Genomic DNA, 20,194 nt, shown 5'->3' with positions numbered 1-20,194 from the left:
TATAGAAGAAAAATTTACGGTTTATTTATCTCTGAATATTAGCATGAAAACGACCCGGCGTTGGGGAATATTAACCCTTTTCGATCTTTTACTGGTTACCTTGGCTTTTGGCGCTTCCGGTTGGGTGGGGAAGCTTCCCGGATGGTGGATATCGGGAAGTGCCGCGTGCCTCTGGGTTTTGTTAGGATTGATTTCGCAAAAACTTAATTTCACGAAATTTCAACGGATCCGTTATGCTTTTATTACGATCGGATTAGTGGATGTATTATCTGCCTTTATAATCTATGCACTTTATGAGTTAGTGGATCTGACCCTTTGTTTCGGTTGGAACTATATCGTTGCTGTCGGGATATTGATTGTGTTGGAGTGTTGTTTTTATCTTGTCGTCCGGCTGTTGGTCATGCGCAAAATTCCTTTCCAACAGGAAGATGAGGCAATAAAACGTTATCATCGGTTGTCGGCAAAATATGCGGCCCGGATGTTGACGGGAGAACAAAGTCCCGATTTAAAAAAATTGTTGGAATTGCTCCGGTGTCATCCCATGAGTAATCCCGTGAGATGGAGGAATACTTACGAGGCTCGTTTTGCCCGGGAGACGAAATTAATGGCCATTAAAGAGCGGGAGGAGTTGGAGGGTTACTCCCGCGGCTGTTTCGATATGTTCGTGAACCTGTCCCGGGTGAATAAGATTCGTCGGGTGAATAAGTTTTTTATTCATGTAAATAAATTACTGAATGTAGGAGATGTTTTTGTTTGCTGTTGTCAGACGAGTGAAATACGCAAATCTCAAATATTAGGTATCTATCCCTGGGGATTAAACTATTTGATCTATACGACGGATTATGTTTGGAACCGGATTTGTCCGAAACTACCTTGTCTTAAAAAAATCTATTTTGCTCTCACGGGAGGTCGTTATCGGGTATTTCCCCGTCCGGAGATATTAGGACGATTGTATTGTTGCGGTTTCGAGGTAAAACAGGAAGAGTATATTCACGGTCTGCTTTACGTGATTGCGGTCAAAACCAAACCGCCTTTCGATGATCCTTCACCCAGCTACGGGCCTTTGGTACGGTTGAAACGGGTAGGAAAAGACGGAAAATTGATCGGGGTATACAAATTCCGGACTATGCATGCCTATGCCGAATACCTCCAACCTTATATCTACCAGCATAACCGTTTACAGGAAGGCGGAAAATTTGCGGATGATTACCGGATTTCCGTTTTCGGCCGGTTCATGCGTAAATGTTGGTTGGATGAATTGCCGATGCTGATCAATATTTTGAAAGGCGACATGAAGCTGATCGGGGTACGTCCGTTGAGCCAGCATTATTACAGTCTTTACTCCCCGGAGTTGCAGCAATTGCGTATCCGTACCAAGCCGGGACTTTTGCCTCCTTTTTACGCGGATATGCCTAAAAATTTGGAAGAGATAGAGGCCAGCGAACGCCGTTATTTGGAAGCCTATTTGCAACACTCTTTTTTGACGGACTGGAACTATTTTTGGAAAATCTGGAACAACATCCTGATCAAACGCCAGCGATCGGCTTAAAAGTTTGAAGTATACTTAAAACTTTGTGGAATTTCACTGAAAGTTTTAATCGTATTTAAAACTTTTCCCACTCGGGTTTGTGTTGTGTCGTAATTTTATATTAAAAAGATATTGTATTGTTTGTTTTGCATTCAAAATGTGTTAATTTTGATAAGAATGGTGAAAATATGGAGTCATGAAAAATGCTCATTGATGAAAATTTCTAAGTAATAATAGTAAATAAATCCTGCATTATGCGATATGATCTGAATGCTATTATTTCAAATGGTGAAGGATTGATGGTGGAATTCAAATCGACTTTCAATGTTGCCGCAATAGAATCTGTTGTAGCTTTTGCAAATACGAAAGGTGGACGTATTTTGCTGGGTATTTCTGATGCCGGAAAGGTAACGGGAGTGGAAGTTGCCCGGGAAAGTATTCAACAATGGGCTAATGAAATAAAGAGTAAGACCGAGCCAGCCGTTGTTCCGGATATGGAAATCGTGACATTTCGAAATAAGAAGATCGTTGTTATACAGGTTTCGGAATATCCTGTAAAGCCGATATCCGTTCAGGGGAGATTTTATAAGCGTGTGGGGAGCTCCAATCATTTGATGGGTGTGGCTGAAATTTCGGATTTGTTTATGCGTTCGATGCAATATTCCTGGGATTCGTATCCTTATCCGAACGGTACATATAAGGATTTGAATTTGCAAAGTGTCAAAAGATTTATTGCTAAGGTCAATAGTATAGGACGTTTTCATCTGTCGACAGATCCTTTTGAAGCATTGACAAAGCTTCATTTGCTGAGGGATGGAGTTCCTGTAAATGCTGCCATGTTGCTATTTTCGAAATCGAATCTTTTATATAATGTTCATATAGGGCGTTTTAAGACCCCCAGTTTGATTATTGCAGATAATATGGTGAACGGAAATTTGTATGATGTCGTAGATGAATCGATGCGGATTATCATTTCACATTTGAAATTTGCTTTTGAAATCACCGGAAAGACAACACAACGGATTGAAATACCGGAATATCCTTTGGATGCAATCCGGGAAATGCTTTTGAATGCGGTTGTTCATAGAAATTATCAGAGCCCCACGGATATACAAATAAAAATTTTTGATCGGAAAATCGTGTTTTTTAACCCGAGTGGATTATACGGAGACATCACTGTCGACGAATTAAAAACCGACAGATACACGGCAAGCACAAGAAATAAACTGATTGCTGAAGCTTTTTACTTGACCAATGACATTGAAAAATACGGTAGCGGTTTTATTCGGATTCGGCAAGCAATAGCATCTTATCCTACTATGAAATATGATTTTTATGTGATGGGAAACGGCTGTTTTTCTGAGTTAAGCTATGAAAGACAGAAAATATCAACGGTCGAAATTGAAGATGGCGGATTAAATGGCGGATTAAATGGCGGATTAAATGGCGGATTAAACGAACGACAGAAATCGGTGTTACAAATGATTAAAGAAACTCCTGGTCTTAATTTGAAAACTGTCGCTGAAAAAACGAATATCCCAGTAGACACGTTAGATAAATACTTGAGATTACTTGTAAAATTGCAAATGGTTGAGAGAAGAGGAAGTAAAAAGACCGGCGGCTATTGGGCAATAGATAAAATAACAGAGTGAAAGAGTTGAGATATTATAAACTTATACTATCCCATTAAGAATAATTTGTTCTTTTCGGGTGATTACCTGTATCTTTTTTATGAATAAACTTGAAAATACGGACCACCCTTACCCGGTGGATAGCAGTCGTGGAACATCGCTTTGGAAAATCAATTACTATCGTTCGAAGATTTTGACCGCTCTTTTGGATGATTTTGTGGAAATGGAATCGGTTGGAATCGATGACGTGAGCTTTGTCGAAATCAGACATTCCCTCGAATGTTTTATCAATGCCATGACGGAAGTTCCCAATACGCTATTGTCCGGTAAACCCTTGTACGAGATGATCGAAGAGTTCTTGGATGAGTGTCAGAAGTGGAGCGAGATAAAAGGAAAAGATCAAAACGACATTCTTCGCCGACGAATAGTCCTCCGAAAGCTTAGGAAAGTCAGGCAACGGATTTCCAATAAAATGCGCAAAGTTCAATATCAATTGGAAACCAATACCGATATGCAATTGCTTTCCGATGCCTATCGGGCCATGGGAGGCATAATGAACCTGCTCCCGGATACATTTAGACATGTAGGGAAGGCGGTAAAAAAATATCTAAAGGTCAATGGAGAAATTAAGAGATAAAAGGATTAAGTGATTAGGAGATATAATGATTAGGAGATTAAAGGATTAAGTGATTAGGAGATTTGAATCACAAAATTACTAAATCATTGAATCACAAAATTTATCAGATCTACAATTTGAAATTTACAATTAGAAAATGCATATGTTAAAAATATTGGTAACCGGGGGTGCGGGCTTTATCGGTTCAAACCTTTGTGAGTATTTTTTACAGCAAGGACATAGGGTTGTTTGCTTAGATAATTTGGCAACCGGGCATGTGGAGAATATGGCGGAGTTTATCGAACATCCGGCTTTTTCCTTTATCGAAGGCGATATCCGGGATTTGGAGACATGCCGGAAAGCGGTCGGGGGTGCCGATTACGTGTTGCATGAAGCCGCTTTAGGAAGTGTTCCCCGTTCTATCAAAGACCCGATTACCACGAATGCTGTGAATATCGGTGGTTTTCTGAATATGCTGGTTGCGGCGAGAGATGCCGGCGTAAAACGATTTATTTATGCGGCCTCTTCTTCTACTTACGGGGATTCCAAAGAGTTGCCCAAAGTGGAAGAACATATCGGCCGTCCGCTTTCGCCCTATGCCATTACCAAATACGTGAATGAACTGTACGCGGATGTTTTCAGTAAGACCTATGGAATCGAATGCATCGGGTTGCGCTATTTCAATGTATTCGGGAAGAGGCAGGATCCCAACGGGGCCTATGCTGCCGTTATCCCACTCTGGGTAAAACAGATGATACAGGGGAACAGTCCCGTTATCAACGGGGACGGAACTTTCTCCCGTGATTTTACCTACATCGCTAATGTGATTGAAGCCAATGAAAAAGCGATGACAACTTCTACCGAATTGATTCGACAACGAGCGAAGTTTTACAATTTGGAGTTATCGGATGATCACGCTATTAACTTGGTATTTAACGTGGCTTTCGGTGGTAATACCACGCTAAAAGCTCTATATAAAACCCTTCGGGACAATTTGACTCGCCATGACTCCCGGATTGCAAACCTCGAACCGATCTATGGTCCTGAACGCACCGGAGATATTCCGCACTCTCAGGCTTCTATTTTGAAGGCTCAACGGATATTGGAGTATGCACCGGAATACGATGCGGCAAAAGGATTTGAAATGGCTTGTGAGTGGTATTGGAATAATTTGAAATGATAAAATGGTAATAAAGAATATCATAGATAGATATTATAGAACACAATTCCAAAAAAATATAATAAGGAGTTCTATTGTTTTTGGAATTAATACATTGTTCATTTTTATTTCTTACCCGGTATATATTCATTATTTGGGTGTTGAATTATTTGCAATATGGTCATTACTTGCTATAATTATTTCATTTGCAGAGTTAGGTAACTTCGGAATAGGTAATGCTATAGTTACTTATGTTGCGGAAGAGAAAGTAAAAGGTAATAGTTGTATGATTTTATCCTATTTCTCTAATTCAGTTTATATAATTCTTTTTTCTTTCATAATTATTGTCCCGGTATTTCTTTTGCTTGGGAAAAATTTATGCCAATTGGTGGGGATACCTGCAAGCTATTTTGATATGGTTATACCAATGTTGCCTTTTTTAATTGTAATTGTATTCCAGTATTTATTAAATGATATTTTAAAGGCTGTTTTGACAGGGATTGGACGCTTGGATCTATCTAATATTTTATTTGTTGGAAGTAATGTGTTAAAATTATTTATTGCTATTATATGTTTTTTATTTGGAATGCAATTATGGGGTATGCTTCTTAGCATTTGTATTGCTAACTTTTGTTTATCGATTATATATACTATGATATTATATAAAAATGGACAGTATCTTGCATATTTTCAATCGTATAGATATGATATTGTAAAGAGATTAATATCTTATGGTGGAAAGATGATAGGTATTCAGATTTTAAACATGTTGATGATGCCTGTATGTAAGATATTTCTCGCTCGTATTAATTTAAGTTCTGTGACTTATTTTGAAATAGCTTCGAAAGTTGTTTATGCGATTCGAGGAGTTTTTGAGAAAGGAATATATGCAATACTTCCGAAGGTATCTGAAATGATTGCAACAAATGTTGATAGTAGGTGTCAGATTCGTTTACTAAACAAAAGAATAGCTATTAGAATGATGTTTTTTGTTATTCCAACCTCTGTGATACTTGGTATCTTCTCTCCTTTTTGGATGAAATGGTGGCTGGTATCAAAATATGATTCCTCTATATCTATTTGTTTTAATATTATACAGGTGGGAATGTTAGTTGGCTTATATGCTTTACCTTATTATTATTCCTATTTAGGGATAGGTAAAGAGAATCTTTGTTTTAAAGAGGCATTGATTCGAGTATTATTAAATGTATCACTCGTTTTCTTGTTGTCGATTTTATCTATTGATAATCCATTATGGGTTTATATTATATTTTCTTTCAGTACGGTCATTTCTAATATATATATATTGTCTAAAGCTAATTCTTAAATGAAAAGATATTTAAGTTTGTTATTTGGAATTGGAATAATTGTATGGCTTCTTCTAAAGATGGCTCTTCCCGATTATTCTGTGATAAATGAATTATATATATTATTGATTTTTTCTTGTGTAGTATTGCCCTTATATATTAGACGCTTTTGGAACCAACTATCTTTGGAAAAGTCTCTGTTTTCTTTGGGGTTTTTATATTTTTTTATCATGTGGGCAATTATGCTTATTGGTAATTTGAATTACTATGTCGTTCAATATATATATCCTTCGTATAGATTAGAAATTATTTCTGCAAATTTGTATTGGATGGCAGCTATGATTCTATTTGCGGAAGGATATTTGAGCTATAAAAAAAAGTTTATAAAGAGAAATAAAATATATGTGATTACAAATAAATCAATATGCTTTCTTTTCATTTTGACTTGTTTGTCATCTATTTTACTTGTCGCTAATATAGGTTATATCCCTTTTTTTACTGATCAAAAGGGTATTGGGGAGGAATTAATTGGAGGAAGTATTTTAATTCGGTTGTGGACATTGAATATTTTGACTGTATTTTGTTGTATGTATATGATATACAAAAAGAAAAGATGGTATTTTATTGTTCCCTTCTTGATAAGTCTTTTTTGGACCATAATCTTAAATCAACGAATGTTGCTTTTTGCCACTTTTGTTGGTTGCTTTCTTATACTTATTTTTTACACAAAGAATATTAAGAGAATAGTTTTATTACTTTTAATAGGAATATTTGCTTATATGTTCGTTAATACCTCTTATTTGCGGAGGAGGGAGAAAGGTCAGGAATATAATGAAGTCCTATCTTCAAAAAAGTTGTCTAAATTTCAATCTCAGAATCTTTATAGGACTTTTAACGAGTATGGTCAATTAGCTAGATTGATAAGTGAATATAATTCTGATTATTTATATGGAACAACCTTGATTAATTTACCGTTAGGGTTTATTCCTGCGTTTGTATTAACTCCATTGGGAATTGTAAAGAGTGAATTACAAAAAAATAATTCTGCTATTATTTCAGCTCAATTATTTAATAGTAAGAGCTCTATAGGGATTAGGACAGGTCTGATGGGTGAATTATATTTAAATTTTTCCTTTTTCGGTGTCGTACTTTTATTCTTATTAGGGCGTTTTGTAGCATTTTTGAATGTTAGAATAAGAACGTATAGTTTTCTAGATTTTAGATCCATAATTTTTTTATCCATCTATGTTATTTTTTTGTATTCATTGATAGGTCAAATAGATGCTATTGGAAGTCTTATCGGTACATTTCTTCTTTTTGGATGTTTTTTAATAATTAGTTGGAAATCTTTGGGTTTTAGAATTGCTAGCATAATTATTTACAATAGATGAAAAAGGTCCTTTATATTTCAGCTGTGAGTGAGGAGAGTCCGGGAGGCTATCGTAAGCGTAGTTTTTGTTCCTATTTGAAGACAAATTCGAATCTTACGATTTTGTATCTATTGGATGAAAAAGAGTCTCGTTACTTGAAACTAGTAAGAAAATTAATCGACAGGACCTCATTTCTTCCTGATTCTCATATGCTTTATTATTTCTCTTATCGGAAAAGGATAAAGACATTATTAAAGTCAAATAAGTTTGATTATGTTTTCATTCAAACATTACCTTTTACTTTGCTTCTATTTTGTGATTTAGTAAAACGAATACAACCTTCGGTGAAGCTTATTGTCGATATGAGTGATCCGATTGTAATTAATGCGAATTTCAAAAGATATGCTTATTTAAAACGTTGGGAACTGAAAGAAATTGAAAAGAAGTGTTTGAATAAGGTGGATTATTTGATTGTTCTTAATAAAGAGATAGAGGAATATTACCTTGCTCGTGTAAACTACGGAACTTCAATTATGATTATAGAGCAGGGTACGGATTATGTGCCATGTATAGAAAGACTTGCGTATACTCCGGTCTTGCAATTTGTTTATGCAGGAGTTTTTTATGAGAAATTACGAGAACCTTATTGTTTATACGATGGTATAAAAATGCATGAAGATCATGTAAAACTGGTTGTGTGTGGGAGTTTCAAGAAGAAGTTTGTTCCTCCTGTTGAAAAATGTTTCAAATACATGGGCTCTATTTCTAGAGAAAATATATTTCAATTGTATGATAGATCACATGTCATTATATTTATCGATAATTATGATAGTTATCAGATTCCGGGAAAACTCTTTGAAGTTCTTGCGTCTAATAAAGCAATTCTATTTATTTATTTCAACGAAAACTCTCCTACTTTGAGATATATAGATGGTGTTGAAGGTGTTTTTTTAGCTCATTATGGAAAATTAGAAATACAAGAGGCCATAGATAAAATTTTTAATAGTTATCATGGTTTATATAATCGAAATATCAATCAGTATCTGTGGGTATATTTGTTAAAAAGATTGGATATTTTATTTGATTAAAATTACAAAGTAATATTTGCATGTCACGAAACTGATAAAAACAAATAAAATAATAAAAATAGGAAATGAATATTACACGATTAACAGATAGATTATCTGGGAAAAAAGTTAATAAATATTATAAGGAATACCTAAAGACTCAATGGTATTCTGTTGAAAAAATAAGAGAATATCAATTTATTAAGTTGAGAAAATTGATTCACCACTGCTATGAGCATGTTCCGTATTATCGGGAATATATGGATGAAAATAATATTAAAATCGAAGATATAAAGAGTATTGAGGATTTAAAACTATTTCCTATTCTTACGAAAGAGATCATACAAGCTAATTATGAAAAGTTTATTCCTGCAAATATTAGAGAAATCAAAGGTGTAAAGACATCACAAACGGGGGGAACAACTGGGAATATTTTGTTTAAAAGAAATGATGCGAACACTCGTAGTTCAATATGGGGAAGTTATAAGCGTTTTCAAAATGATTGGATGAAGGTAAAAGATCGGGATAAAAAATTGATATTAATGGGAGGTCATGTTGTAAAACATGGAATTATAAATAGTTTAAAGTTTCGTTTTATACACTACATTCAAAATGAGAAAGTTTTTGATGTATATAATACGACAGATGAAAACTATTTTAATATAAAAAAAGCTTTACTTAAAAGTAAATTTATATGGATTAGAGGATACCCGCAGTTTATCTTTTTTTTGGCGAAACGATTAAAAAATGAGACATTAAATTTTAACATAAAAGCTATTTCTACAACGGCAGAACCATTAACATTGGAACATCGGACTTTATTTAAAGAGGTATTTCATGCGGAATTGTTTGATCAGTATGGATGTGGTGAAATTGGGGGAATTGCTTACGAATGTGAGAAGCATAATGGGTTACATGTAACGGAAGAAAGAGTGATTTTAGAAGTGAACAGTAATAATGAATTGATTATAACTGACTTAGATAATTACTCCATGCCTTTTATTCGTTACTGGAATGCAGACCAAGTAGTTTTGAGCAAGGAAGAGTGTCCTTGCGGGAGAAAGAGTACGTTAATAAAAGAAATATTGGGACGTACATGTGATTATATTATTGGTGTAAACGGTGAGTTTTTGCATTGGGCTTATTTCTGGCATCTTTTTTTCGATAGCAATGTTGCACAGAAAAGAAATCTTCGGAGATTTCAAGTTGTTCAAATAGCGTCGGATCAATTGTTGTTGCGAATAGTTGCTGATGAATTTTCAGATGAAGAGAAGATTTTTTTCAGAGAAAATATGCAACAACGTTTAGGTAAAATAGAGATTAAATTTTCTTTTGAGGATGATATTGAACTAACTAAGACCGGGAAATATCGTCCGGTAGTTAATAAATTATTGAGTTGATACTTCTTTATTGGTATGGATTTGTGTTTTGAAAAGATGTTATGAAAGTTCTTTTTGTAAGTAGTGGAAATTCAGATCGGGGAATTAGTCCAATTATTAGAAATCAAGGAGATTCTTTAGAAAAAGAGGGATGCCGGATAGAATATTATACAATTGAAGGGAAAGGGTTTTGGGGATATCTAAAGAATGTTTTACCTCTTAGGAGATTTTTGAAACAATACGACTTTGATATTGTACATGCTCATTACTCATTGTCTGTTTTTGTTGCCAGTCTTGCTGGTGCGAAACCACTGATTGCTTCGTTGATGGGGAGCGATGTTCAGGCCGGATGTTACTATAAATACGTTATCCGGGTATTTACTTTTTTGTTTTCTTGGAAGGTAATAATAGTCAAATCGGAAGATATGAAAAAAATGTCGGGTATTAGAAAGGTTTTGGTTATTCCTAATGGAGTCAGCTTGGAGCGTTTCAAGCCTTTAGATAAAACTGAGAGTCGGAAAAGATTAGGATGGGATCTGAATAGGAAACATTTACTTTTTGCTGCTGATCCTGGACGGTATGAAAAAAATTACTCTTTGGTCGAGAGTGCAATTAATGTGATTAATGATGCAAATATACAGATACATTTTTTAAAGAATATCCCTAATGCGGAAACTCTTTTTTGGTATAATGCAGCTGATGTCGTGTTATTGGCAAGTTTATGGGAAGGTAGTCCCAATGCTATAAAAGAAGCTATGGCATGCAATTGTCCAATTGTTGCGACAAGGGTGGGTGATATTGAATGGTTATTGAATAATGAGGAGGGATGTTTCTTAACAAATTTCAATGTTGATGATTGTGTAGAACAAATACAAAATGCACTTTGTTTTTGCCAAGAAAATGATAAAACCAATGGGCGGAAAAGAATTTCGGATTTAGGTTTAGAAAGTAAAAGTATAGCAAAAAGAATTATTGAAATTTATAATAATATTCTGTGATACAAATATTTGATAATATTGATCAAATAAGTATTGATCAATGGGAACTATTGTTGAATAGGTCTAAAACAGCTTCTTTTTTTCAATCAAAAGAATGTTATGATTTTTATGCATCCCTATCATTTATGAAGTCCTTTGTTTTTGCTGCTTTTGAAAATGATATTTTAAAGGGAGTTGTTGTTGGTTATATTCAAAAAGATGGTGGAAAATTGAAACAGTTTTTTTCCAGAAGAGCGATTGTGCCTGGCGGTGCTTTATTGGCCAATGATATTAGTGAGGAAGTTTTGAGGAGTTTATTGTTATTTTGTAAAAAAGGACTTGCCTCAAAAGCGATATATATCGAGTTCCGAAATTATAATGATTACTCTTTATTCCGACCTGTATTTGAAAGTGTAGGATTTGATTATAAAGCTCATCTGAATTTTCATGTGAATTGTGTTTCTGAAGATATTGTGAAAAAAAACTTAGGAAATAGTCGGAAAAGGGATATTCGAACTTCTTTAAGAGATGGGGCAGAAATAGTTGGCGAACCGACCTTACAAGAAGTTGAAACCTATTATGATATCCTTTCAGAGTTGTACAAAACACGCGTAAAAACTCCTTTATTTCCTTTTGAATTTTTCAATAAGCTTTATAGAGAACATTTTGGTAAATTTCTATTGATACGGTTGAAGGGGAAGATTATAGGAGGAACTGTTTGTGTGATAATGGAAAATCGAGTGATGTATGAGTGGTTTGCATGTGGTTTGGATGGAAAATTCAAAAATATATATCCTTCGACATTGGCTACTTGGAGCGGAATAAAATATGCTACTGATCATGATATTCCGTTGTTTGATATGATGGGGGCAGGTAAACCGGATGAAGGATATGGGGTGAGAGACTTTAAGGCAAAATTTGGAGGAGACTTGGTTGAACACGGGAGATTTTTGTTTATTACAAAGCCTTTATTGTATAATATAGGAAGGCTTGGTGTCAAACTTTTAAAGAAAATAAAATGAATATTTTGGTTGATGTTGGGCATCCCGGACATGTACACCTGTTAAAGAATGTGATACACATACTAAAAAAGAAAGGGCATCGTGTATGGGTTACGGTTAAGGATATACCTGTTGCTAAATTTCTATTAGAAAAAGAAGGGATTGATTATATTTCATTAGGCAAAAAAGCGGACTCTTTGTGGGGTAAAGCCTTTAGTCAATTAACTTATAATTATGAAGTCTGGAAACTTGTTAGGAAGAATAAAATCACTTTAGGGATAGGCTCATCAATAACTTTAGCTCATGTATCAAAAATAAGTAGGATGAAATCTATTATTTTGGATGATGATGATGATGAGGTTCAGCCCTTATTTGTGAGATGGGGGCATCCTTTTGCAGATACCATTCTTTCTCCTTCGGCGTTGATAGGGCATCGTAAAAGCCGTAAAACCATTTTTTATGCTGGTTACCATGAATTGGGATATTTGCATCCCCGACGTTTTATTCCTCAATCTGCTATATTGGGAGAAATAGGGATTAAAGAAGGGACTCCTTTTTTTATTATGCGTTTTAATGTTTTTAAAGCACACCATGATGTTGGAGCAGTAGGATTGTCTGTTGATCAGAAAATTAGATTGGTGAATCTTTTGCAAAAATATGGGAAAGTTTTTATTACAACAGAGCGGGATATTGAGCCCGAATTGAAAGATTATCAATTGCTAATTTCTCCAGAGAAAACACATCATTTAATGTATTATGCAACCATGTTTTTGGGAGATAGTCAGACAATGACTTCCGAGGCTGCAGTATTAGGTACTCCAGCATTAAGATATAATTCTTTTGTCGGAAGAATTTCTTATCTAAATGAAGAAGAAGAAAAATATGAATTAACATATGGGTTTAGACCTGGATGTTTTGAAGAAATGTTAAATGAAATAGAGAGTTTGTTGCAAGATTCTAATTTAAAGAAAAAATGGCAGAGCAGGCAGAAAAGAATGTTAAATGATAAAATTGATGTGACTGGTTTTTTAATTTGGTTCATAGAGAATTATCCCAAAAGTGTGCAAGTGATGAAAATGAATCCTCATTATCAATATAGTTTTAAGTAATGAAAAAAATAACTCTTATTGCCGGTGCACGTCCTAATTTTATAAAGATTGCACCGATTATTCATGCTATTTGCCGGTATAATGATTCGTCCGATACGCGAAAGATAGATTACCGTTTAATCCATACCGGGCAGCATTATGACAAAACGATGAGTGAAACTTTTTTTGAAGAATTGAATATCCCTCAACCTGATGTGAATCTTGCTTGTGGAGGTGGTTCTCAGGCGGAGCAAACAGCAGCTATTATGATTGCCTTCGAAAAGGAGTTGTCCGCTAATCCTTGTGATTTGGTCTTGGTGGTAGGTGATGTTACATCGACAATGGCTTGTAGTATTGTTGCTAAAAAGTTACAAGTCCGGGTTGTACACGTGGAGGCAGGTATCCGATCATACGATATGACTATGCCCGAGGAGATAAACCGTATTGTAACCGATTCTTTAAGTGATTTATTTTTTACGACAACTTCATGGGCCAGTGATAATTTGCGGAAAAATGGAGTGATGGATGATAAAATCCACTTGGTAGGAAATGTGATGATAGATACATTATTGGCCAATAAATGCAGATTTGTAAAACCTGAGATTTATGATGATTTGTCTTTGCAGGAAAAGGAATATATAGTATTGACATTGCATCGTCCTGCTAATGTAGATGAAACAACACATTTGAGAGATCTCTTGTCAGAAATATTAAATCATGTTCACGGATTACCGGTTATTTTCCCAATGCATCCACGAACTGCTAAATTATTTGTAAACGTGGGCGTGGAGGCTGGTAATTTGCATATAGTGGAACCATTAGGCTATCTTGAGTTTAATTATTTGGTCGAGAGGTCATTGGTTGTAGTAACGGATTCAGGGGGAATAACTGAAGAGACTACTGTCATGGGCGTTCCTTGTATGACTTTGCGGGATAATACCGAACGTCCGGAGACCTGCAATGTGGGTACAAACGAGTTGATCGGAACGAATCCGGAAGCTGTAGCTCCTGCTATGCAAATTCTTTTTTCCGGGCAATGGAAAAAAGGTTCTATTCCGGATTTGTGGGATGGACATGCTGCAGAACGAATTGTGAAAATATTGGCAGCAATGGAATAAAGATGCTTATCTGTAATTTTTAATCATACCATGTTTAAAGACAAAGTTTTACTTATTACCGGGGGAACAGGTTCTTTCGGTAACGCGGTGTTGCGTCGTTTTTTGGATTCCGATATCCGGGAAGTCCGGATTTTTAGCCGGGATGAAAAGAAACAGGACGATATGCGCCATGCACTTCAGAATTCTAAGGTGAAGTTTTATATCGGGGATGTACGGGATAAGCGGAGTGTGGACGGGGTGATGTCGGGCGTGGATTATATTTTTCATGCGGCGGCTCTGAAACAGGTGCCGTCCTGTGAGTTTTTCCCGACGCAAGCGGTACGTACCAATGTGCTGGGGACGGAAAATGTCCTGGATTCGGCAATAGCCCACGGGGTAAAGAACGTGGTGATCTTGTCGACGGATAAGGCGGCTTACCCGATAAATGCCATGGGGATGTCGAAAGCAATGATGGAAAAGGTGGCTATGGCTAAAGGAAGGCAATTGGGGGCGAGTGGAAAGACGACGATTTGTTGTACGCGTTACGGTAACGTGATGGCCAGCCGGGGATCGGTCATTCCGCTATGGGTAGAGCAGATTAAAAACGGGCAGGAGATTACCGTTACCGATCCGAATATGACTCGTTTTATGATGACTTTGGACGATGCGGTCGATTTGGTCCTTTACGCTTTTCAACATGGACAAAACGGGGATTTGTTTGTACAGAAAGCTCCGGCAGCGACCTTGGAAATTTTGGCGGAGGCTTTGAAAGAGTTGTATCAGGCAGATACTCCGGTACGGATAATCGGTACGCGTCACGGGGAAAAATTGTACGAGACTTTGGTTACCCGGGAGGAGATGGCCAAAGCGGAAGATATGGGGAATTATTACCGGATTCCTTGTGATACCCGGGATTTGAATTATGATAAGTTTTTCGTGGAAGGGAATGAACAGATAGCCCGTGCAGAAGATTATCATTCCCACAATACCTGTCGGTTGGATGTGGGGGGGATGAAACAACTGTTACTGAAGCTCGATTTTATTCGGAAGGATGTAGGGAATACGGATTTATAATTGGCACATATGAAAATTTTAATAACGGGAGCAAACGGTTTTATCGGAAAGAATCTGGTTTGGGAGCTTCGGAACAGGGGATATCTGGATTTGTTTCTCTACGACGTGGATTCGGATCCGGTTTTATTGGATTCCTACGCTCGGGATTGCGATTTCGTGTTCCATCTGGCTGGAGTGAACAGGCCTAAAGAGGTGACGGAATTTATGGAGGGGAACTTCGGTTTTACCTCTGTGCTTTTGGAAAAGTTGAAATACTACTCTAATAAAGCCCCGATCGTGATCACCTCCTCGATTCAGGCAGCATTGAATAATCCTTACGGGGAGAGTAAAAAAGCGGGAGAAGATTTAATCCGACAATATGGCGTGGAAAATCAGGTGCCGACCTATATTTACCGGTTACCGAACGTGTTCGGAAAGTGGTGCAGGCCGAATTACAATAGTGTTGTAGCGACCTTTTGTCATAACATAGCTCGAGGGATACCGATACAGGTAAATGATCCGGCAGCAGGTATGACATTGGTTTATATCGATGATGTGGTGGAGGAATTTTTGTTTGCCTTGGCAGGGAAAGCTTATCGAGAAGGAGACTTTTGTAAGGTAAGAATCGAAAGTAAGATATTGTTAAAGGAGATCGTTAAGCTTTTGGAAGCTTTTCGGGATAGCCGGGAATCTTTGGAAGTGCAGGATATGTCCATCCCCATTGTAAAGAAACTCTATGCTACTTATTTGAGTTATCTTCCGGAGGATTGTTTTTCCTATTATTTAAAAAAGCATGAGGATCACCGGGGTGCATTTATTGAATTTTTAAAATCAGCCGACCGGGGGCAAGTCTCTATTAATGTTTCAAAGCCCGGAATTACCAAGGGTAATCATTGGCACCATACCAAAAACGAGAAGTTCCTGGTAGTTAACGGCAAGGGGGTGATTCGTTTCCGAAAATTGGGCGAAGATAAAGTTATTGAATATTTTGTGAACGGTGAGAGGCCGGAGGTAGTTGATATCCCCGTGGGATACACGCATAATATTGAGAATTTAGGGGATTCGAACATGGTAACCGTCATGTGGGTGAACGAAGTGTTTGACCCCTCCAGGCCGGATACTTATTTCGAGCAAGTATAAACTAAGTATTGTGATGGAAGAGTACGAGATACCTGGCGATTTATTGGTAGCAATTGTGGTTGAAGCTGAAAAACAAATCGAAAGAGGCGAGGTCTATTCAACAGAGGAGGTAATGCAACGTGTTGAACAGGTAATGGGGTGGAAATAGAATGAAAAAATCGGGAATCATGAAAAAATTGAAAGTATTGACGGTCGTGGGAACACGGCCGGAAATTATCCGGCTATCCTGTGTATTGCAAAAATTGGATGCCAGTCCTGTCATCGAACATATTTTGGTGCATACCGGTCAGAATTATGACTACGAATTGAATGAAATATTTTTTGAGGATCTGGGATTACGGAAACCGGATTATTTTCTGGATGCTGCAGGGAATAATGCAACGACAACCGCCGGGCAGATTTTGATACATATAGATCCGATTTTGGAAGAAGTATGTCCGGATGCGTTTTTAGTATTGGGAGATACCAATAGTTGTTTGTGTGCTATCGCGGCTAAAAAACGTCATATTCCCATTTTCCATATGGAGGCTGGAAATCGGTGCTTTGATCAAAGGGTTCCCGAAGAGAGCAACCGGAAGATTGTAGATCATATTAGCGATATCAATCTGACCTATAGTTCTATCGCCCGGGAATATCTCTTGAGGGAAGGTTTACCTGCCGACCGGATCATTAAAACGGGAAGTCCGATGTTTGAAGTATTACACGCCTACCTGCCCAAAATTCAGGCGTCAGGAATACTTCAGGAATTAGGGCTGGAAAAAGGGAAGTATTTTGTAGTTTCTGCTCACCGGGAGGAAAATATCGCCAATGAAAAGCATTTTATGTGTTTGGTTAAGATTTTAAACGATATTGCGGAAACTTATCAGTATCCGGTGATTGTGTCTGCTCATCCCAGAACCCGTAAAATGATTGAAAAGAAGCAGATCGGGTTCCATGAAAATATCCGTTTAATGAAACCGATGTCGTTGAGTGATTATAATGCTTTACAAATTCATGCAAATGCGGTGTTGTCGGATAGCGGTACGATCAGTGAGGAGTCGTCTATATTGAATTTCAGGGCTTTGAATATCCGGGAAGCTCACGAGCGTCCGGAAGCTATGGAGGAGGCCAGTGTGATGATGGTTGGCCTGAATCCGGAAAGGGTGATGCAGGGCTTGGCGGAGTTGCAGAACCAGAATACCGAAACCCGGAATTTCAGGGTGGTTGAAGATTACTCTATGCCGAATGTCAGCGATAAAGTGGTACGGATCATTTTGTCCTATACGGATTACGTGAAAAGGGTAGTCTGGCAAGAAAAATAACTATGGACTTTACACTTAAAACTTATCAGGAATTGCTTGCAGTTCTAAAGAACAGGGGATATCGTTTTTTAAGGTATGAGGATTATTGTGTTGAGGAAAGATCGTTATTATTTGATGGAAAAAGTCAGTTGTGGGTCATTTTGAGGCATGACGTGGATGAATTACCTTCGAATGCATTGAAAATGGCCAAGATTGAAAATGGATTGGGAATTAAGGCTACTTATTATTTTCGTACTGTAAAACATAGTAATAATCCCGAAGTTATTCGTACAATAGCAAGTTTGGGCCATGAAATAGGATATCATTATGAGGATCTTGCTTTGGCTAAGGGAAATGTTGAGTTGGCAAAACAGAGCTTTAAAGAGAATTTGGAATATTTCCGTTCTTTTTATCCCGTAAAAACGGTTTGCATGCACGGTAGTTCGACATCCGAATATGATAATCGATTGTTATGGTGCGATTGTAGTTTTGGCGATTTTGATTTGTTGGGTGAACCTTATCTGACGACCGATTTTGAAAAGATATTTTATTTGACAGATACGGGGTATGCTTGGGATGGTGGAAAATATGCCGTTCGGGATATTGTTGAAAATAAATTTGAGTTGAAATTTCGTTCTACCCGGGATATTATCAATACGATACAAGAAGGGGATTTTCCCGATAGAGTTTTTATATTGGCTCATACTTTGTGGACGGATCGTTTATGGTTATGGGTGAATTTACATATCAGAGAGTTTGTTCGTAATCGGATAAAAAACATTGCCCGGAAGAATATTATAGTGAAACGTTTTTATTCGTTTCTGGTGAAATTGTATTGGAAAAGTTAGGTTTTAAATGATTAGATTTTCATGGATATAGAAAGATATTGTCTGATAACTAATGATGTCGAAACAACTTCTATTTTAAACCATAAATTGCGTGATAAGACAGGCCAATACTTGGTCGATCAGGGGATGCCTCGATTGTTGGAGCTTTATGAACGATATGAAGTGAAAGCGACTTTCTTTTTCACGGGCTATATCGCACGATTATATCCTCAATTGGTGAAAATGGCTTTCGAACGGGGGCATGAGGTCGGGTCCCACGGATTGACACATCGATCGGATTTAGCGATAGATGTATTGAGTGAAGAACAGCAGTTGGAGCATTTACGGGTTTCGAAAGCCATTTTGGAGGATATTACCGGTTCGGAGGTGATTTCGTTTAGAGCTCCGGCTGCACGGGTAAACAAAAAATTTCCTTTGGTATTAGCAGAGGCTGGCTATAAAATAGACAGTTCGGTTGCTTCTCAGCGGATAGATATGTTTATGTCTTTTGGTGCGTTGAAAAAATTGAACTGGCTGGTAGCTCCCCGTAAGCCTTATTATGTCAGAAATGATAATATTTTCAGACGGGGGGAAGGTAAAATTTATGAAATTCCTATATCGGCATTCGGTTTTCCTTATATCGGCACATTTATGCGGTTATCTCCGGCTTTAAGTCGATTCACCCGTCGGCTGCTTTATTGCGAAACTTTAATGACAGGACGACCTTTTAATTTTTTAACGCATCCGAATGAATTTATTGATGAGGATTTTGAGGAAGGAAAATTAGAAAGAAGAGGTTCTAATTTTATATCTTATTATTTGGGTGATGTTTTACGACACCGTTTAAAAGTTAAAAATTTAGGGGAAAAAGCTCTTCCGATTTTTGAACGGGAATTACAATTTTTCCGGAATAAAAAATTTGGTTTTGTAACCTGTAAAAAATATTTTGAATTAAAACAGAATTCTTATGCCGGCAAGTGAAGTTTTAGCATTTTATGGAATGAACAGTTTTTTTGGAAAAATTAGGTATGGATTTAGATTCTTTTTTCGTTTTTTCTTGGATAAGATGATCTTTTTTTGTCCGATAAAACCTTGGAGAACAGTTATGCATCGTTGGCGGGGAGTAAAAATCGGGAAAGGTGTTTACATCGGGCACGAAGTGATGTTCGATCGGGTTTTTACGGATCAGATCAGCATAGGCGATAATACCTCGGTAGGGGATAGAACAATTATAACGGCTCATGCCAATATTCCTTCGGATACGATTTTAAAAAAATTGTATCCACGGAAAATATCAAAAACGATGATAGGTAAAGGGGTATGGATTATGCCTAATGTAACGATTATTCCTGGTGTTGTTATAGGAGATGAGTCTGTTATAGCTACCGGTTCGGTGGTCACTAAAGATGTTCCTCCTAGGACGTTGGTGGGAGGAGTACCTGCTAAAGTTTTGAAAGATTTGAATAAAGATTTATCAGATATTCAAATGGCATAAGTTTAGATTGATAAGGTAATGAGTGGTGTGAAAAATAAAGATTCGAGTAAAGAGGTTCGTGATAAGATAAATATGGATGAATGTAATAAATTTAACTCCAATAATAAACAAATCGTGTTTATATCTTGTTTTTATGATTTAATATTGTAACTTTATAATTCATTATTTATTTGTCTGCC

At 36.8% G+C, this 20,194-nt stretch carries 19 protein-coding genes; all 19 read left to right on the top strand.

Features of this window, described 5'->3' with window-relative positions; genetic code table 11:
* Positions 1-43 precede the first annotated feature (43 nt).
* The 19 genes from NVS78_RS00270 to NVS78_RS14140 all read left to right on the top strand — a co-directional run bounded on the left by NVS78_RS00270 (position 44) and on the right by NVS78_RS14140 (position 20,015).
* Positions 44-1,549, top strand: coding sequence for a sugar transferase (locus NVS78_RS00270; protein ID WP_286357414.1), 1,506 nt, complete (start codon positions 44-46; stop codon positions 1,547-1,549).
* A 233-nt stretch (positions 1,550-1,782) separates the two neighbouring features.
* The gene (locus NVS78_RS00265) at positions 1,783-3,180 is read left to right on the top strand and encodes an RNA/DNA-binding domain-containing protein (protein ID WP_286357413.1); all 1,398 of its coding nucleotides are present in this window, start codon (positions 1,783-1,785) and stop codon (positions 3,178-3,180) included.
* A 79-nt stretch (positions 3,181-3,259) separates the two neighbouring features.
* Positions 3,260-3,796, top strand: coding sequence for a hypothetical protein (locus NVS78_RS00260; protein ID WP_286357412.1), 537 nt, complete (start codon positions 3,260-3,262; stop codon positions 3,794-3,796).
* A gap of 142 nt (positions 3,797-3,938) precedes the next feature.
* Entirely contained in the window at positions 3,939-4,955 is a 1,017-nt protein-coding gene (locus NVS78_RS00255) for an SDR family oxidoreductase (protein WP_286357411.1), read from the top strand.
* A gap of 133 nt (positions 4,956-5,088) precedes the next feature.
* On the top strand, positions 5,089-6,261 hold the full coding sequence (locus tag NVS78_RS00250) for an MATE family efflux transporter (protein WP_286357410.1): 1,173 nt from the start codon (positions 5,089-5,091) through the stop codon (positions 6,259-6,261).
* Entirely contained in the window at positions 6,262-7,632 is a 1,371-nt protein-coding gene (locus tag NVS78_RS00245; RefSeq protein WP_286357409.1) for an O-antigen polymerase, read from the top strand.
* A complete protein-coding gene (locus NVS78_RS00240) occupies positions 7,629-8,699 on the top strand; it encodes a glycosyltransferase family protein (RefSeq protein ID WP_286357408.1) in 1,071 nt (356 codons plus the stop codon). Before NVS78_RS00245 ends, NVS78_RS00240 begins: the two co-directional genes overlap by 4 nt.
* Positions 8,700-8,764: 65 nt before the next feature.
* A complete protein-coding gene (locus NVS78_RS00235) occupies positions 8,765-10,078 on the top strand; it encodes a phenylacetate--CoA ligase family protein (protein ID WP_286357407.1) in 1,314 nt (437 codons plus the stop codon).
* Positions 10,079-10,119: 41 nt separating this feature from the next.
* The gene (locus tag NVS78_RS00230; RefSeq protein ID WP_286357406.1) at positions 10,120-11,055 is read left to right on the top strand and encodes a glycosyltransferase family 4 protein; all 936 of its coding nucleotides are present in this window, start codon (positions 10,120-10,122) and stop codon (positions 11,053-11,055) included.
* The gene (locus NVS78_RS00225) at positions 11,052-12,056 is read left to right on the top strand and encodes a lipid II:glycine glycyltransferase FemX (protein ID WP_286357405.1); all 1,005 of its coding nucleotides are present in this window, start codon (positions 11,052-11,054) and stop codon (positions 12,054-12,056) included. Before NVS78_RS00230 ends, NVS78_RS00225 begins: the two co-directional genes overlap by 4 nt.
* Positions 12,053-13,144: a DUF354 domain-containing protein gene (locus NVS78_RS00220; RefSeq protein WP_286357404.1), complete on the top strand. Its 1,092-nt coding sequence runs from the start codon at positions 12,053-12,055 to the stop codon at positions 13,142-13,144. Before NVS78_RS00225 ends, NVS78_RS00220 begins: the two co-directional genes overlap by 4 nt.
* The gene (gene wecB, locus NVS78_RS00215) at positions 13,144-14,241 is read left to right on the top strand and encodes a non-hydrolyzing UDP-N-acetylglucosamine 2-epimerase (RefSeq protein ID WP_286357403.1); all 1,098 of its coding nucleotides are present in this window, start codon (positions 13,144-13,146) and stop codon (positions 14,239-14,241) included. The genes NVS78_RS00220 and wecB (NVS78_RS00215) overlap by 1 nt, the downstream gene beginning before the upstream one ends.
* 30 nt (positions 14,242-14,271) lie before the next feature.
* Entirely contained in the window at positions 14,272-15,294 is a 1,023-nt protein-coding gene (locus NVS78_RS00210; RefSeq protein ID WP_286357402.1) for a polysaccharide biosynthesis protein, read from the top strand.
* Between the two features lie 9 nt (positions 15,295-15,303).
* Entirely contained in the window at positions 15,304-16,413 is a 1,110-nt protein-coding gene (locus tag NVS78_RS00205) for a capsular polysaccharide biosynthesis protein CapF (RefSeq protein ID WP_286357401.1), read from the top strand.
* A 10-nt stretch (positions 16,414-16,423) separates the two neighbouring features.
* On the top strand, positions 16,424-16,561 hold the full coding sequence (locus NVS78_RS00200) for a hypothetical protein (protein ID WP_286357400.1): 138 nt from the start codon (positions 16,424-16,426) through the stop codon (positions 16,559-16,561).
* Positions 16,562-16,580: 19 nt separating this feature from the next.
* Positions 16,581-17,714 (top strand): non-hydrolyzing UDP-N-acetylglucosamine 2-epimerase, encoded by a 1,134-nt coding sequence (gene wecB / locus NVS78_RS00195; RefSeq protein ID WP_286357399.1) that lies wholly within the window; start codon positions 16,581-16,583, stop codon positions 17,712-17,714.
* A 2-nt stretch (positions 17,715-17,716) separates the two neighbouring features.
* Positions 17,717-18,541, top strand: coding sequence for a polysaccharide deacetylase family protein (locus NVS78_RS00190; RefSeq protein WP_286357398.1), 825 nt, complete (start codon positions 17,717-17,719; stop codon positions 18,539-18,541).
* A gap of 21 nt (positions 18,542-18,562) precedes the next feature.
* On the top strand, positions 18,563-19,501 hold the full coding sequence (locus NVS78_RS00185; protein WP_286357397.1) for a polysaccharide deacetylase family protein: 939 nt from the start codon (positions 18,563-18,565) through the stop codon (positions 19,499-19,501).
* A 124-nt stretch (positions 19,502-19,625) separates the two neighbouring features.
* A complete protein-coding gene (locus tag NVS78_RS14140) occupies positions 19,626-20,015 on the top strand; it encodes an acyltransferase (protein ID WP_289623339.1) in 390 nt (129 codons plus the stop codon).
* Positions 20,016-20,194: the final 179 nt, after the last annotated feature.

This window comes from Gabonibacter chumensis, from assembly GCF_024741215.1.
Lineage (GTDB): Bacteria > Bacteroidota > Bacteroidia > Bacteroidales > Marinifilaceae > Gabonibacter > Gabonibacter massiliensis.
This window is presented reverse-complemented; position numbering and strand designations above follow the sequence as displayed.

Bases quoted from the DNA above. Each gene is read 5' to 3' on its own strand.
- NVS78_RS00270 (WP_286357414.1), top strand. From the start codon at position 44: ATGAAAACGACCCGGCGTTGGGGAATATTAACCCTTTTCGATCTTTTA.
- NVS78_RS00265 (WP_286357413.1), top strand. From the start codon at position 1,783: ATGCGATATGATCTGAATGCTATTATTTCAAATGGTGAAGGATTGATG.
- NVS78_RS00260 (WP_286357412.1), top strand. From the start codon at position 3,260: ATGAATAAACTTGAAAATACGGACCACCCTTACCCGGTGGATAGCAGT.
- NVS78_RS00255 (WP_286357411.1), top strand. From the start codon at position 3,939: ATGTTAAAAATATTGGTAACCGGGGGTGCGGGCTTTATCGGTTCAAAC.
- NVS78_RS00245 (WP_286357409.1), top strand. From the start codon at position 6,262: ATGAAAAGATATTTAAGTTTGTTATTTGGAATTGGAATAATTGTATGG.
- NVS78_RS00240 (WP_286357408.1), top strand. From the start codon at position 7,629: ATGAAAAAGGTCCTTTATATTTCAGCTGTGAGTGAGGAGAGTCCGGGA.
- NVS78_RS00235 (WP_286357407.1), top strand. From the start codon at position 8,765: ATGAATATTACACGATTAACAGATAGATTATCTGGGAAAAAAGTTAAT.
- NVS78_RS00230 (WP_286357406.1), top strand. From the start codon at position 10,120: ATGAAAGTTCTTTTTGTAAGTAGTGGAAATTCAGATCGGGGAATTAGT.
- NVS78_RS00220 (WP_286357404.1), top strand. From the start codon at position 12,053: ATGAATATTTTGGTTGATGTTGGGCATCCCGGACATGTACACCTGTTA.
- wecB (WP_286357403.1), top strand. From the start codon at position 13,144: ATGAAAAAAATAACTCTTATTGCCGGTGCACGTCCTAATTTTATAAAG.
- NVS78_RS00210 (WP_286357402.1), top strand. From the start codon at position 14,272: ATGTTTAAAGACAAAGTTTTACTTATTACCGGGGGAACAGGTTCTTTC.
- NVS78_RS00205 (WP_286357401.1), top strand. From the start codon at position 15,304: ATGAAAATTTTAATAACGGGAGCAAACGGTTTTATCGGAAAGAATCTG.
- wecB (WP_286357399.1), top strand. From the start codon at position 16,581: ATGAAAAAATTGAAAGTATTGACGGTCGTGGGAACACGGCCGGAAATT.
- NVS78_RS00190 (WP_286357398.1), top strand. From the start codon at position 17,717: ATGGACTTTACACTTAAAACTTATCAGGAATTGCTTGCAGTTCTAAAG.
- NVS78_RS00185 (WP_286357397.1), top strand. From the start codon at position 18,563: ATGGATATAGAAAGATATTGTCTGATAACTAATGATGTCGAAACAACT.
- NVS78_RS14140 (WP_289623339.1), top strand. From the start codon at position 19,626: ATGCATCGTTGGCGGGGAGTAAAAATCGGGAAAGGTGTTTACATCGGG.